This is a genomic window from Bradyrhizobium uaiense (genome assembly GCF_010811875.1).
GTDB classification, from domain to species: Bacteria; Pseudomonadota; Alphaproteobacteria; order Rhizobiales; family Xanthobacteraceae; genus Bradyrhizobium; species Bradyrhizobium uaiense.
In genome coordinates this window covers 51,126-64,839 of record NZ_VKHP01000016.1, presented here as the reverse complement: position 1 = coordinate 64,839, position 13,714 = coordinate 51,126, and the positions used below count along the sequence as shown (strand labels likewise).

Genomic DNA, 13,714 nt, shown 5'->3' with positions numbered 1-13,714 from the left:
TGCTTCTCAAAGCTCAAGCAGTTCCGACGTGTCGCAACCCGCTTCGAAAAAACGGCCCGGAATTACCGGGCCGTCGTCACTCTCGCTGCCATTGTTCTATGGATGCGCTAGTGTCCACACCACCTAGGAGGAACGACGGCGCGGTGACCTGAACGATCACCTGCGATATCTGCTCGACGGACGGAGTATCGGGAACCAGCATCGCGCCTGCCTCTCTCCACAGATGCCCGGTGAACGCGAAAATCCTCTAGCTGCTTGTCACCTTGCGAACCGGCGGCCCCACGGTCGCAATATTTGTCATGACCCGGCGGGTCATCTCCATCGTTACCAGCGGATATCCGTAGATATAGGCGTCCTGGGCGAGCCAGAAATCTTCGCCGCCCTCCAGCGCCCGGACCACCGGCCCATCGAAATCGGCGCGTGCGGTGCGTGAAATCGCGAGCGGCGAAACCGCAGCACACAGCACCGCCAGTGCCTGACGACGATCGATCCACATGGTGAGCCCTCCTGGACTGATCAGGTGGGATAGCGGGGCGGGTTCCAGTTACCTTGATTTGCATCAAGGTCGGACGCGCGTCGTCGTTGCTTCTGAAGCCGGACGCCGCGCAGTGCGTGCGATCGCGCCTGCGCCGCACCAGGTCGGCGAGCGTCTTGGCCCAGGGCCTCTACGGCCTTGACTCGTCGTCCTTGAGTCGAATGCCCTCGGCCCGCAAAGCCGTAAAGAGCGCCGCGATATCTTTCGATTCCATGCTGTTCGGGCACAAGCCGTTCAGTTGCTCAGTCGTGATCGTGCCGGTGCTCTTGGCGATGTCTCGTGCCTTCGCCATGATCTTCTGAAGGTCCATCTGCGATCCTCCGCGAGGTGGGCATTCTAGCAAACGGGACGCAATCGTGGCGACGGATATGGCGATGGGCCCGGCGTGTTACGCCGAGCCCCTCATACTCCAAAATATCAGCCGGCCTGTAAGCCGGGTTCTGTAGGGCACCATTCTTGCGAATGGTACGCGACGGCCATTCCTCTGGGACAAGATTTGCACCTTGCCTCGGGCAACCTACCCGGACAGCGGGCCTGACATCGCCCTGCGGTGTTATCGCGCATGCGCGAACTAACCGCGTTGCCGTCCCTATTCGGTTTTGCTCCCGGTGTGGTTTGCCATGCCGTCTCCGTTGCCGGAAACGCGGTGCGCTCTTACCGCACCTTTTCACCCTTACTTCCTCCGAGGAGGGAGCGGTTCGTTCTCTGTGGCACTTTCCCTGGGGTCGCCCCCGCCGGATGTTATCCGGCACCGCATGTCGATGGAGCCCGGACTTTCCTCCCCCGCGGCCTTTCGGCGCTTGCGGGAGCGGCCGTCCGGCCGACTGACGCCCATGGCATGGGCGTTTAGGTCGGTCCCGTCAAGCGGATAACGCCCGCCAAAGCGGCCAAAATAAATTATCCTGAAGATGTCGTTTGGCCTGTCGCCCGTTCGACTGGGTGTCGGCGATCCAGCCGATCAAGAGGAGAGATGAGATGCAATATTTGCTGCTGATCTACCGGAGCGATGCTGAATATGGCCGCATGACTGCCGACGATCGCAAGGCGGTTACGGCGGAGTACGGGGCCTACACCCAGTCCATCATCCAGAGCGGGCACTTCAAGGCCGGCGATGGCCTGCAGCCGGTGTCGACGGCCACCACCGTGCGGGTCCGTGACGGCAAGACGATGACGACCGACGGGCCGTTCGCGGAAACCCGCGAACAGCTCGGCGGCTACTATCTGGTCGAGGCCAAGGATCTCGACACCGCGCTCGGCCTCGCGGCACGGATTCCCGGCGCCAAGACCGGCTCGATCGAAGTCAGGCCGGTTATGATCTACGATAATCCGCGCTAGCGCCGTCATCTCCCGATGGACACAGCGGTCGCGTCGCCGGGCGCGGCCGCTGAGCAACGATCGATGGTCATGACCCCGAGCCAAATCGAAAAGGTGTTTCGCGACGAGGCGGGCCGGGCGCTCGCAACGCTGATCCGCCTCGTCGGCGATTTCGATCTCGCCGAGGATTCGCTTCAGGATGCCTTCGCGGTGGCGCTGCAACGCTGGCCGATCGGCGAATTCCCCGCCAATCCGCGCGCCTGGCTGGTCAATGTCGGCCGCAACAAGGCGATCGACCGGGTCCGCCGCGCCGTCAGCTTTCGCGGCAAGCAGCAGGAATTGACGCATCAATTATTGCTCGACGCGGAGGCGTCGCCCGAGCCCGATGCAATGCTCGACGACGATATGTTGCGGCTGATCTTCACCTGCTGCCATCCGTCCTTCGCCGCCGAGGTGCAGGTCGCGCTGACCTTGCGCACGGTGTGCGGGCTGACGACGGCGCAGGTCGCGCGCGCATTCCTCGTGAGCGAAGATGCCATGGCGCAGCGGCTGTTGCGCGCCAAGCAGAAGATCAAGCTCGCCGGCATTCCCTATCAGGTGCCGGAGCGCGAGGCGCTGGAGCCGCGGCTGACGGGCGTGCTCGCGGTGATCTATCTCGTCTTCACCGAAGGCTATGCCGCGACCGCCGGCGAGGATCTGATGCGGCCCGATCTTGCGCGCGAGGCGATCCGGCTGGCGCGGCTGCTCGATGGTTTGATTCCGGCGCGCGGCGAGATCAAGGGCCTGCTGGCGCTGATGCTGCTGCACGATGCGCGCCGCGCCGGCCGCCAGACCGCCGGCGGCGACATCGTGCTGCTCGAGGAGCAGGACCGCTCGCTGTGGGATTTTGATCAGATCACCGAAGGCGTGCGGTTGGTCGAGGAGGCGCTGCGGATGCCGGGCCGGCCGCAATCCTATGCGGTGCAGGCCGCGATCGCCGCGCTGCATGCGCGGGCGCCGAGCTATCATGACACCGACTGGCCGCAGATCGCCGGTCTCTATGAGGTGCTGCTCCGGATCAGCCCGTCGCCGGTGATCGAGCTCAACCACGCCGCCGCGGTGTCGATGGTCGACGGCCCGGCGCGCGCGCTCGATCTGATCGACGCGCTGGACGCACGCGGCAGCCTGAAGGGATACGATCAGCTCCCCGCGGTGCGCGCCGATCTGCTGCGCCGTCTCGGCCGCAAGGACGAGGCGCGGCAGGCGTATCTCGCCGCAACCGCCGCGACGCAGCTCGAGCCGCTGCGGCGGCTCTATGCGCGAAGGATCGCCGAGATGGCGTGACACGCCATCTCGTGCGTCGCTTGTGACGGCACGCCTCTCCGATCAACGATCGCGGCGTGCCGCGCCGGCTTGAATCAGTACCCGGTCTTTGCCTTGGCGCCGCCGGTCGCTTGCCCGGTCGTCGTTCCGCTCGACATGCCAGTCGTGGTCCCCGGTGCCATCTTCTTCTGCGCGTGATGGACTTTGTGGGTCTTGTGCATGGTCGACGTGGATTTGCCTTGGGTCGTCATAGCGGCTGCCGGAGCGGCGATCAGGCCAACGGCGACAGCTCCCGCGATGAGTGCTTTGAACATGGACGAATCTCCACTCAGAGCGCCCCAATGAAGAAGACGGCAGGTGGTGAAAGGTTCCAGTTTCGTACACGCGATCAGGGGAAAAAAGTGGCGCTATTTCGATGCGACCGCGGGAGCCTTCGCCGCATCCGGCGGTAGGCTCTCGAGCAGCGCGTACAACGTCGCCATGGTGGAACGGTCGGCAATGCCGTCGACGCGCTCGGGGCGGAAGTGACGCTGGAACGCGGTGACGACCTCCATGGTCGGGCCGTCGAATTTGCCGTTGGTCGGGATGTTGTAGCCGTAGCGGCGGAACGCGGCCTGCATGTTGGAGACGGCATCGCTGATCGCGCCGAGTTGCAGCGCGTCGCCGCGCACGATCGGCGCCGGTTGCACCCAGTGCCCGACGCCGGAATTGGCCAATGAGTGCCACGGGAATTTCTCCCCGGGATCCTTCTTGCGCCCCGGTGCGACGTCGGAATGGCCGAGCACGCGATGCGAGACCACCTTGCGGCGAAGCATGATGCCGCGGCACAGCGCGATCACAGCCGCGATCTGGCGCAGCGGGAAGTCGGGATAGCCCCAATCGTGACCGCGGTTGACGATCTCGACGCCGATCGAGCAGGAATTGATGTCGTCTTCGCCGGCCCAGGCGGACACGCCGGCGTGCCAGGCGCGCTTGCTCTCAGGCACGCACTGCACGATGCGGCCGTCCTCGAGCACGATGTAATGCGCCGAGACCTCGGTGCCGGCGGTGCAGAGCTGGGCGATCGCACCCTCGACGTCGGGCATGCCGGTGTAGTGCAGCAGGATCATGTCCGGCTGCCGGCCATCGGCACGATCGCCGAAATTCACCGACGGGATCACGTCGGAAGCGATCGAGGAATCCGGCGTGAACGTCTTCACGTCGGCCACGCCCTTCGGAACAGGAAGGACGCGCTGACGCTTCGAATCAGCGTTGCCGGACGAGGACGAACCAGAAGCCATACGAATCACTCAAACCCGAACCAGAAGAAAGCATTTTGACATATGGATAAACAAATAGGCGTTTACTATTTCCTTACCGTGCGGGCCGCGCAATCGGCCCTGCCGGTTCCCGAACGCGCAATGATGCCCGGAGCGCGGGCCGAGGGGATGCCGGGAGGATGCCGAGGGTATCACTCGAATGCGGACTAAAGTCGCGCGATTCCGCTAACCCTTCATCAACGTTTTCTTAACGTTAAGTGCCGTTACTGAGAGGTGAAGTGCCGAACCGGTTTCGGGGGACGGCCAAGGTCCGCTGTTGCGCGAAATCCCATGGAAACCCTCCCAATTCCGGTCGGATATCAGGTTTTGCGACCGAGGACGGGAGTTGGCGCTGGGTTCACGCAGCGGCTTTTTCACCGAGGCGCTCAGACAAGGCGCGAGGATTCGAGGCGCAATGAGTCGGCGCGCAGCCAGCTTGCATGCCAGTTACGCGGCCCTTCCCGGGGGCGGCGCATGAGCGAGCGTGCGCCGCGTCACATTTCCGTGCTGGGCCGCGAGGCGGTCGCCTATCTCGATCCGCGCGCCGGCGGCATCTATGTCGATGCGACCTTCGGCGCCGGCGGTTACAGCCGCATGATCCTCGACGTCGCTGACACGCGTGTCATCGGTATCGACCGCGACCGCACTGCGATCACAGGCGGCTTCGATCTGGTCGACGGCGCGGGCGGCCGCCTGACGCTGGTCGAAAACCGCTTCTCCGATCTTGCCGAGGTCTGTGCATCGCAGGGGGTGGAGAAGGTCGACGGCGTCGTGATGGATGTCGGCGTCTCCTCGATGCAGCTCGATCAGGCCGAGCGTGGCTTCTCCTTCCGCCTGGGAGGCCCGCTCGACATGCGGATGGCCCAGAGCGGCCCCTCCGCGGCCGATGTGGTCGCAACCGCTTCCGAGAAACAGCTCGCCGACATCATCTATATCTTCGGCGAGGAGCGCCATTCGCGCGGCGTTGCCCGCGCCATCGTCGCTGCGCGCAAGGACGCGCCGATCACGACGACCGAGGCGCTGGCCGAGATTGTCGCGAAGGTCGTGCGCGCCAAGCCGAACGAAATCCATCCGGCGACGCGGACCTTTCAGGCGCTGCGCATCTTCGTCAATGAAGAGCTCGACGAGCTGCACCTGGCGCTCGCTGCGGCCGAGCGCGTGCTGAAACCGGGCGGGCGGCTCGCGGTGGTCTCGTTCCATTCGCTGGAAGACCGCATCGTCAAGAACTTCCTCACTGAGCGCGGCAAGGTCGCGGGCGGCTCGCGGCATCTGCCCGAGGTCGCGCAGCCAGCGCCGAGCTTCCAGATCCTGACCAAGCGCCCGGTTGTGCCCTCCGATGCGGAGATCGCGGCGAACCCGCGCGCGCGTTCCGCAAAACTGCGCGCGGCCGAACGCACCACGGCGCCGGGGCATGCGGACGACGACCTGCCGTCCTGGCCGCGGCTGTCCGACCTGAGGCGGGGAGGCTGACGATGCGCCTTCTCCACCTCCTCGTCATCGGCATGCTGATCTTCGCGGCATCCTACGTCTACCGGATCAAGATGGAATCGACCGCGCGCGTCGAACGCGTGCTGCAGCTCAATGCCGAGATCCGCGAGCAGCGCAACGCGATCGCGACCTTGCGTGCCGAATGGGCCAAGCTCGATGCGCCGCTCCGGCTGCAAGGGCTTGCCGAACGCCATCTGCCGTTGAAGCCGGTCAACGCCAACCAGTACGATTCCCTGAAGAACCTGCCGGAACGGCCGCCGAGCTTCACGCGGCCCGGTTCGCGCGATCCGATCGGCGCGATGATCGGCACCATCGAGGCCGCCGCCGCGCCCGACAGCACGACCGGATCGATCGACAAGCCGGCGACCGACCAGCCCGCGCCAACCGAGGATTCCGAGCAGGGCGGGGGAGACCAGCAATGACGGGACCAGCCATGACCGATCCGGCACCCGCCAACAAGCCGGCTGAACCCTGGCGCGCGCGGCTGATCCGCACGCTGCTGTACGGCAACAATGTGGACCGTGCCGCCAAGGCGCGCGCACGCGTTGGCCTTGCCATTCTCGCTTTCGCCGCGGTCTATTGTGTGCTGGCCGGACGTCTGGTGCTGTTCGCCGTCGGCGCCGACAGCCATGGCGCGCGGCGCACCGCCTCACAGGACGCGATCGCAACCGCCAGGCCCGACATCACCGACCGCAACGGCGAAATCCTCGCCACCGACGTCAAGGCGCCGAGCCTGTTCGCCGAGCCGCGCCGCCTGATCGACAAGGACGAGGCGATCGAGCTGCTGACCGCGGCCTTGCCCGATCTCGACACCGGCGAAGTGCGCGACCGTCTGTCGTCGCGCAAGGGTTTTGTTTGGCTCAAGCGCGAGATCACGCCGAAGCAGCAGCTCGACATCCATCGCCTCGGCCTTCCCGGCGTCGGCTTCCTGCGCGAGAACAAGCGCGTCTATCCGACCGGCAACGAGGTCGCCCACCTGATCGGCCTCGTCAACATCGACAACCAGGGCATCGCCGGCATGGAGAAGTGGCTGGACAATAACGGTCTGGCCGATCTGCATCGCGCGGGCTTCGCCACCGACCGGCTGCAGAAGCCGGTCGAATTGTCGATCGACCTGCGCGTCGAGCATGCGCTGCGCGACGAACTGATCAAGGCGAAGGAGAAGTTCAAGGCCAAGGCCGCCTCCGGCCTCGTCTCCAACGTGCGCACCGGCGAGATCGTGGCGATGGTGTCGCTGCCGGATTTCGATCCGAACAATCCGAAGGAAGCGCACGATCCTGATCGCATCAACCGCCTGACCACGGGCGTCTACGAGATGGGCTCGACCTTCAAGGCGTTCACGCTGGCGATGGCGCTGGATAGCGGCAAGATCAACCTGAACTCGTCGTGGGATGCGCGGGGAAACCTGCACTACGGCAAGTTCACCATTCATGACAGCCATTCGCTCGGACGTTTCATCAACACCAAGGAAGTGTTCACCTACTCGTCCAATATCGGCGCCGCGCGGATCGCGCTCGGCCAGGGCGTCGAGGCGCACAAGGCCTTCCTGGCCAAGATGGGCCAGTTGACCCGGCTGCGCACCGAGTTGCCGGAGAGCGCGGCCCCGTTGGTGCCGCGCCGCTGGGGCGAACTGAACACGGTGACCATCGCATTTGGCCAGGGCCTGTCGGTGGCGCCGCTGCAGGCGGTGATGGGCATCAACGCGCTGGTCAACGGCGGCTATTTGATTCCGCCGACCTTTATGAAGCGCACCGAGCAAGAAGCGATGGCGCTGGCGAAGCGGGTCATCAAGCCCGAGACCTCGGACAAGATGCGCTATCTGATGCGGCTCAACGCCGAGATCGGCACCGCCAAGACCGCCGACGTCAAGGGCTACTATGTCGGCGGCAAGACCGGCACGTCGGAGAAGGTGATCAACGGCCGCTATGCCAAGAAGCGGGTGCTCAACTCCTTCACCGCGATCATGCCGGCCGACGATCCGAAGTACCAGATTCTGATTATGCTGGACGAGCCGCAGACGACGCCGGAAACACACGGTTTCATCACCTCGGGCTGGAATGCGGTGCCGACCGGCGGCAACGTGATCGCCCGAATTGCGCCGCTTTTGGGCGTTGAACCGCGATTCGACCTGCCGCCGTCCGACCGCCTTATTCTTGCGGCATCTAGAGCAACCCAGTAAGGCGTATATTCACGCGGCGCCAGAACGGCGCCGGCCAGACTGGAAGATCATGAGACTTCGCGACCTCTTCAGCGCCGATGCCACGATCGATCCAAGGGACGATCCAAGTGCTGACGCCGTTGTCGTCGGCGGGCTTGTGGTCGACAGCCGTGCGGTGAAGCCGGGCGACCTGTTCTTCGCATTGGCGGGCAGCAAGACCGACGGCGCGCGTTTCGTCGATGCGGCGATTGCTGCGGGCGCGGTCGCTGTTGCCGGCGACCATCCGCCGCAGGCGGCCCTCCGCGTGCCGTTTGTGACGACGCCAAATCCGCGCCGCGCACTGGCGCTCGCCGCCGCCAAATTCTACCCGCGCCAGCCCGCGACGATCGCGGCGGTGACCGGCACCAGCGGCAAGACCTCGGTCGCGGCGTTCACGCGCCAGATCTGGCAGCGGCTCGGTCATTCCTCCGCGAGCATCGGCACCATCGGCCTCGTCTCGGACAAGCGCACCGTCTACGGCTCGCTGACCACGCCCGACCCGATCGCGCTGCATCGCCAGCTCGACGAGATCACGGGCGACGGCGTCACGCATCTCGCCTTCGAAGCCTCATCGCACGGCCTCGACCAGTATCGGCTTGACGGCGTGCGCATCGCCGCCGGCGGCTTCACCAATCTGTCGCGCGATCACATGGACTATCATCCCGATGTCGCGCACTACCTGAACGCAAAACTCCGGCTGTTCCGCGATCTCGTCGTCGACGGCGGCACCGCCGTGATCTCTGCCGATCATGATTGCTCGCCCGAGGTAATCGGCGCAGCGCGCGCGCGCGGCTTGTGCATCATCGCGGTCGGCCGCAACGCCGATGCCGCCGATGGCATCAAGCTCACGGACGCCGCGATCGAAGGCTTTGCCCAGAAGCTCGCGATCGAACATCGCGGCCGCAGGCACGCAATCCGGCTGCCGCTGGTCGGCGAATTCCAGATCGAGAACGCGCTGGTCGCAGCCGGCCTTGCGATCGGCACCGGCAGCGCGGCGGACGACGTGTTCGGCTGCCTCGCGCATCTCGAAGGCGCAAAGGGTCGGCTGGAATTCGTCGGCGAGCACAATGGCGCGCCGATCTTCGTCGATTATGCGCACAAGCCCGATGCGCTCGCCAAGGCGCTGCAGGCGCTGCGGCCTTATGCCAGGCGCAAGCTGGTCGTGATCTTCGGCGCCGGCGGCGACCGCGACGCCGGCAAACGTCCGATCATGGGCGCGATCGCGGCCGAGAATGCCGATCACATTATCGTCACCGACGACAATCCGCGCAGCGAGAAGCCCGAGGCTATCCGCGCCGCGATCATGGCAACCGCAAGGGGCGCGCGCGAGATCGGCGACCGCGCCGCCGCGATCCGTGCCGGCATTGCGGCTCTCGAGCCGGGCGATGCGCTGGTCGTGGCCGGCAAGGGCCACGAGGTCGGGCAGATCGTCGGCAGCACGACGCTGCCGTTCAGCGATCATGAGGCGGTTGCTGCCGCTTTGGCTGCGGAGGGCGCATGAGCACGCTGTTATGGACGTCTGATGCGATGGCGACGGCGATGCGCGCCGCGACGCAAGGCACGCTGCCGGACGGTGTCACCGGGCTCTCGATTGACAGCCGTACCATCGCGCCGGGCGAGGCGTATTTCGCGATCAAGGGCGACGTCCATGACGGCCACGCCTTCGTCGAGACGGCGCTGAAGGCCGGCGCCGGGCTTGCGGTGGTCGAGGCCGCGCAGCGCGCAAAATTTCCCGCCGACGCGCCGCTGCTGGTGGTCGACGATGTGCTCGCCGGCCTCGTCGAGCTTGCGCACGCCTCGCGTGCGCGGCTCAGCGCGCAGATCATTGCGGTGACCGGTTCGGTCGGCAAGACCTCGACCAAGGAGGCGCTGCGGCGTGTGCTGTCGGCGCAGGGCGAGACCCATGCGTCGGTGGCGTCGTTCAACAATCATTGGGGCGTGCCGCTGTCGCTGGCGCGCTGTCCGGCGAGCACGCGCTTTGCGGTGTTCGAGATCGGCATGAACCATGCCGGCGAGATCACGCCGCTGGTGAAGATGGTGCGGCCGCATGTCGCCGTCATCACCACGATCGAGCCGGTGCATCTTGAATTCTTCGCCGGCATCGAGGCGATTGCCGACGCCAAGGCGGAGATTTTTTCAGGCGTCGAACCTGGCGGTGCGGTCGTGCTCAACCGCGACAATGGACAGTTCGCGCGGTTGCAGAAGCAGGCCAGGAAGGCCGGCATCTCGCGCATCGTCTCGTTCGGCGCCGACAAGCGCGCCGAGGCACGGCTGCTCGACCTCTCGCTGCACGCGACCTGCTCGGCGGTGCATGCGGATATCCTGGACCACGACATCACCTACAAGATCGGCATGTCCGGCCGCCACATGGCGATGAACTCGCTCGCGGTGCTCGCGGGCGCCTCGCTGCTCGGCGCCGACATCGCGCGCGCGGCGCTGTCGCTGTCGCAGCTCGAGGCGCCGACCGGTCGCGGTCTCCGCCGTACCGTCGAGGTCGGCCATGGCGAGGCGACGCTGATCGACGAGAGCTACAACGCCAACCCGGCCTCGATGGGCGCAGCCCTCAACGTGCTCGGCCAGGCTAAGGTCGGACCGCATGGCCGGCGCATTGCCGTGCTCGGCGACATGCTCGAACTCGGGCCGACCGGGCCCGACCTGCACCGCGGCCTCGCCGAGGCCGTCGCGGCCAACCGCGTCGACCTCGTATATTGTTGTGGTCCGCTGATGCGGAATTTGTGGGATGCCCTTTCCACCGGCAAGCGGGGAGGCTATGCCGAGAGTTCGGCGGCGCTCGAAGCGCAGGCGGTCGCCGCGGTCCGTGCCGGTGACGTGATCATGGTGAAGGGCTCGCTGGGATCGAAGATGAAGGTCATTGTCAGCGCGCTGGAAAAACGCTTCCCCGACAAGGCCGCGCACGAAGAGGCGGTATAGGACTTTTTGAATGTTCTACTGGTTGATCGAACTGTCCAACACCGTTCCGGGGTTTGGGGCATTCCGCAGCGCGCTGAACGTGTTCCGCTACATCACGTTCCGCACCGGCGGAGCGATGGTGACCGGCGCGCTGTTCGTGTTCCTGTTCGGGCCCTGGATCATCGATCATTTGCGGTTGCGGCAGGGCAAGGGGCAGCCGATCCGCACCGACGGGCCGCAGTCGCATCTGATCTCCAAGAAGGGCACGCCCACCATGGGCGGGCTGATGATCCTGTCCGGGCTCGTGGTGTCGACGCTGCTCTGGGCCAATCCGCTCAATCCCTATGTCTGGATCGTGCTGGCGGTGACGCTCGGCTTCGGCTTCGTCGGCTTCTATGACGATTATTTGAAGGTCACAAAGCAGTCACACAGTGGCTTCGCCGGCAAGCTGCGGCTGTTGATCGAGGCCGCGATCGGGCTTGCCGCCACCTACGCGTTGGTCCGGCTCGGCCGCGACGTCTCCTCGACCTCGCTTGTGATTCCGTTCTTCAAGGACCTCGTGATCAATTTCGGCTGGTTCTTCGTGATCTTCGGCGCCTTCGTCATGGTCGGCGCCGGCAACGCGGTGAACCTTACCGACGGCCTCGACGGCCTTGCCATCGTGCCGGTCATGATCGCCGCCGCGAGCTTCGGCTTGATCTCGTACCTCACCGGCAACGCGGTGTTCGCCGAATACCTGCAGATCAATTACGTCGCCGGCACCGGCGAACTGGCGGTGCTGTGCGGCGCGGTGTTGGGCGCGGGCCTGGGCTTCCTCTGGTTCAACGCGCCGCCGGCCTCGATCTTCATGGGCGATACCGGCTCGCTCGCGCTCGGCGGCATGCTGGGCGCCACCGCAGTTGCGGTGAAGCACGAGATCGTGCTGGCGGTGATCGGCGGACTGTTCGTGCTCGAAGCCGTCTCGGTCATCGTCCAGGTCACCTCGTTCAAGCTCACGGGAAAACGCGTGTTCCGGATGGCGCCGCTGCACCATCATTTCGAGCAGAAGGGCTGGACCGAGCCGCAGATCGTGATCCGGTTCTGGATCATCTCGGTGATGCTGGCGCTCGCCGGCCTCTCCACCCTCAAGCTGCGCTGAGCGCCATCATGATCCCGGTCACCTCCTTCTCGGGCAAGACGGTCGCGGTGTTCGGGCTCGGCGGCTCCGGGCTCGCGAGCTGCCAGGCGTTGAAGGCCGGTGGCGCGGAGGTGATCGCGGCCGACGACAATGCCGACAATGTCGCCCGGGCGGCACAGGCCGGCTTCACCACCGCTGATCTTCGCACCGTGTCGTGGGCGAATTTCGCTGCGCTGATCCTGACCCCCGGCGCGCCGCTGACGCATCCGGCGCCGCATTGGAGCGTGCTGAAGGCGCGCGAGGTGGGCTGCGAGGTGATCGGCGACGTCGAACTGTTCTGCCGCGAGCGGCGCCGTCACGCGCCGAATGCGCCGTTCGTCGCCATCACCGGAACCAACGGCAAGTCGACCACGACAGCGCTGATCGCGCACCTGATGAAGGTTGCCGGCTACGACACCCAGATGGGCGGCAATATCGGCACCGCGATCCTGTCGCTGGAGCCGCCGCGGATGGGGCGCGTCCATGCGATCGAGATGTCGTCCTACCAGATCGACCTCGCGCCGTCGCTCGATCCTTCGGTCGGCATCCTGATCAACATCAGCGAAGACCACATCGATCGCCACGGTACGCTCGAGCACTATGCGGCGGTGAAGGAGCGGCTGGTTGCCGGCGTGCAGCAGGGCGGTACCGCGATCGTCGGCGTCGATGACGGCTGGTGCCGCAACATCGCCGACCGGCTCGATCGCGTCGGCAAGCGTGTGGTGCGCATCTCCGTGAAGAACCCGCTGCCCGACGGTCTCTATGTCGAGCACGAGACCATCGTGCGCGCTTCGGGCGCGGCACGCAGCGAGATCGCGCGCCTGGGGGGCATCGGCTCGCTGCGCGGCCTGCACAATGCGCAGAACGCGGCCTGCGCCTCTGCCTGCGCGCTGGCGATGGGGATCGCCACGGATGTGTTGCAGAACGGGCTGCGCAGCTTTCCGGGCCTCGCGCACCGCATGGAGCAGGTCGGCCGCCGCGGCAACGTGCTGTTCGTCAACGACTCCAAGGGCACAAATGCGGATGCGGCGGCGCATGCGCTGTCGTCGTTCGCCGACATCTACTGGATCGCCGGCGGCAAGCCGAAGGCCGGCGGCATCACCGGTCTGTCAGAATATTTCCCGCGCATCCGCAAGGCCTATCTGATCGGTGAAGCGGCGGCGGAGTTCTCCGGCACGCTGGGCGATCGCGTGCCGCACGACATGTCCGGCACGCTCGACGTCGCGATCGCCAGCGCCGCGCGCGATGCAGAAATTTCGGGACTTGCGGAAGCTGTCGTGCTGCTGTCGCCGGCCTGTGCGTCGTTCGACCAGTACCGCAATTTCGAAATCCGCGGCGCGGCTTTCCGCGACATCGTCCAGGCACTGCCGGGCGTGAAGCCGGTGGTGTGATTTGCTCCGTCATTCCGGGGCGCACCTCTTGGCGCGAGCCCGGAATCCATTGATCCACGATGATGCGGCCTGATGGATTCCGGGCTCTCGCTTCGCGAGCCCCGGAATGACGGCGATGGCGCT

13 protein-coding genes, 1 other RNA gene and 1 pseudogene are annotated in these 13,714 nt (G+C 65.7%); 10 read left to right on the top strand and 5 right to left on the bottom strand.

From position 1 onward, the window contains the following. Nucleotides 1-111: pseudogene (locus FNJ47_RS06845) on the top strand (IS5/IS1182 family transposase); the annotation flags it as partial. Between the two features lie 136 nt (nt 112-247). Here FNJ47_RS06845 and FNJ47_RS06840 read toward each other — a convergent pair. The 3 genes from FNJ47_RS06840 to rnpB form a co-directional block, all read right to left on the bottom strand. Further along, on the bottom strand, nt 248-496 hold the full coding sequence (locus FNJ47_RS06840) for a hypothetical protein (protein ID WP_430649358.1): 249 nt from the start codon (nt 494-496) through the stop codon (nt 248-250). A gap of 169 nt (nt 497-665) precedes the next feature. Then, nucleotides 666-845 carry a hypothetical protein gene (locus FNJ47_RS06835; RefSeq protein ID WP_163151917.1) on the bottom strand — a complete coding sequence of 60 codons (180 nt, stop codon included), beginning with the start codon at nt 843-845 and terminating at the stop codon, nt 666-668. A 103-nt stretch (nt 846-948) separates the two neighbouring features. Next, nucleotides 949-1,363: RNase P RNA component class A (gene rnpB, locus FNJ47_RS06830), an RNA gene on the bottom strand. A 147-nt stretch (nt 1,364-1,510) separates the two neighbouring features. Between rnpB and FNJ47_RS06825 the strand changes: the two genes are divergently transcribed. Then, a complete protein-coding gene (locus FNJ47_RS06825; RefSeq protein WP_163151915.1) occupies nt 1,511-1,870 on the top strand; it encodes a YciI family protein in 360 nt (119 codons plus the stop codon). 69 nt (nt 1,871-1,939) lie between these two features. Beyond that, on the top strand, nt 1,940-3,172 hold the full coding sequence (locus tag FNJ47_RS06820; protein WP_163151913.1) for an RNA polymerase sigma factor: 1,233 nt from the start codon (nt 1,940-1,942) through the stop codon (nt 3,170-3,172). A 74-nt stretch (nt 3,173-3,246) separates the two neighbouring features. On the opposite strand, the gene FNJ47_RS06815 is transcribed toward FNJ47_RS06820, so the two are convergent. After that, entirely contained in the window at nt 3,247-3,465 is a 219-nt protein-coding gene (locus FNJ47_RS06815) for a hypothetical protein (protein ID WP_163151911.1), read from the bottom strand. A 93-nt stretch (nt 3,466-3,558) separates the two neighbouring features. After that, nucleotides 3,559-4,431, bottom strand: coding sequence for an N-acetylmuramoyl-L-alanine amidase (locus FNJ47_RS06810; RefSeq protein WP_165445572.1), 873 nt, complete (start codon nt 4,429-4,431; stop codon nt 3,559-3,561). Nucleotides 4,432-4,923: 492 nt separating this feature from the next. Here FNJ47_RS06810 and rsmH point away from each other — a divergent pair, with 492 nt between their 5' ends. From rsmH to murD, 7 genes are read left to right on the top strand one after another with little or no spacing between them, the layout of a single operon-like run. Next, nucleotides 4,924-5,919 (top strand): 16S rRNA (cytosine(1402)-N(4))-methyltransferase RsmH, encoded by a 996-nt coding sequence (gene rsmH, locus FNJ47_RS06805; RefSeq protein WP_163151908.1) that lies wholly within the window; start codon nt 4,924-4,926, stop codon nt 5,917-5,919. Nucleotides 5,920-5,921: 2 nt separating this feature from the next. Beyond that, nucleotides 5,922-6,359, top strand: a complete 438-nt coding sequence (gene ftsL / locus FNJ47_RS06800) for a cell division protein FtsL (RefSeq protein ID WP_163151906.1) — start codon at nt 5,922-5,924, stop codon at nt 6,357-6,359. 11 nt (nt 6,360-6,370) lie between these two features. Beyond that, a complete protein-coding gene (locus FNJ47_RS06795; RefSeq protein ID WP_163151927.1) occupies nt 6,371-8,116 on the top strand; it encodes a peptidoglycan D,D-transpeptidase FtsI family protein in 1,746 nt (581 codons plus the stop codon). A 49-nt stretch (nt 8,117-8,165) separates the two neighbouring features. Continuing rightward, nucleotides 8,166-9,635, top strand: a complete 1,470-nt coding sequence (locus FNJ47_RS06790) for a UDP-N-acetylmuramoyl-L-alanyl-D-glutamate--2,6-diaminopimelate ligase (RefSeq protein ID WP_163151904.1) — start codon at nt 8,166-8,168, stop codon at nt 9,633-9,635. Continuing rightward, entirely contained in the window at nt 9,632-11,065 is a 1,434-nt protein-coding gene (locus FNJ47_RS06785; RefSeq protein WP_163151902.1) for a UDP-N-acetylmuramoylalanyl-D-glutamyl-2,6-diaminopimelate--D-alanyl-D-alanine ligase, read from the top strand. Before FNJ47_RS06790 ends, FNJ47_RS06785 begins: the two co-directional genes overlap by 4 nt. Nucleotides 11,066-11,075: 10 nt before the next feature. After that, nucleotides 11,076-12,182 (top strand): phospho-N-acetylmuramoyl-pentapeptide-transferase, encoded by a 1,107-nt coding sequence (gene mraY, locus FNJ47_RS06780; RefSeq protein WP_163151900.1) that lies wholly within the window; start codon nt 11,076-11,078, stop codon nt 12,180-12,182. Between the two features lie 8 nt (nt 12,183-12,190). Then, nucleotides 12,191-13,591: a UDP-N-acetylmuramoyl-L-alanine--D-glutamate ligase gene (murD, locus tag FNJ47_RS06775; protein ID WP_163151898.1), complete on the top strand. Its 1,401-nt coding sequence runs from the start codon at nt 12,191-12,193 to the stop codon at nt 13,589-13,591. Nucleotides 13,592-13,714 lie beyond the last annotated feature (123 nt).

Bases quoted from the DNA above. Each gene is read 5' to 3' on its own strand.
- FNJ47_RS06840 (WP_430649358.1), bottom strand. From the start codon at position 496: ATGTGGATCGATCGTCGTCAGGCACTGGCGGTGCTGTGTGCTGCGGTT.
- FNJ47_RS06835 (WP_163151917.1), bottom strand. From the start codon at position 845: ATGGACCTTCAGAAGATCATGGCGAAGGCACGAGACATCGCCAAGAGC.
- FNJ47_RS06825 (WP_163151915.1), top strand. From the start codon at position 1,511: ATGCAATATTTGCTGCTGATCTACCGGAGCGATGCTGAATATGGCCGC.
- FNJ47_RS06820 (WP_163151913.1), top strand. From the start codon at position 1,940: ATGACCCCGAGCCAAATCGAAAAGGTGTTTCGCGACGAGGCGGGCCGG.
- FNJ47_RS06815 (WP_163151911.1), bottom strand. From the start codon at position 3,465: ATGTTCAAAGCACTCATCGCGGGAGCTGTCGCCGTTGGCCTGATCGCC.
- FNJ47_RS06810 (WP_165445572.1), bottom strand. From the start codon at position 4,431: ATGGCTTCTGGTTCGTCCTCGTCCGGCAACGCTGATTCGAAGCGTCAG.
- rsmH (WP_163151908.1), top strand. From the start codon at position 4,924: ATGAGCGAGCGTGCGCCGCGTCACATTTCCGTGCTGGGCCGCGAGGCG.
- ftsL (WP_163151906.1), top strand. From the start codon at position 5,922: ATGCGCCTTCTCCACCTCCTCGTCATCGGCATGCTGATCTTCGCGGCA.
- FNJ47_RS06795 (WP_163151927.1), top strand. From the start codon at position 6,371: ATGACCGATCCGGCACCCGCCAACAAGCCGGCTGAACCCTGGCGCGCG.
- FNJ47_RS06790 (WP_163151904.1), top strand. From the start codon at position 8,166: ATGAGACTTCGCGACCTCTTCAGCGCCGATGCCACGATCGATCCAAGG.
- FNJ47_RS06785 (WP_163151902.1), top strand. From the start codon at position 9,632: ATGAGCACGCTGTTATGGACGTCTGATGCGATGGCGACGGCGATGCGC.
- mraY (WP_163151900.1), top strand. From the start codon at position 11,076: ATGTTCTACTGGTTGATCGAACTGTCCAACACCGTTCCGGGGTTTGGG.
- murD (WP_163151898.1), top strand. From the start codon at position 12,191: ATGATCCCGGTCACCTCCTTCTCGGGCAAGACGGTCGCGGTGTTCGGG.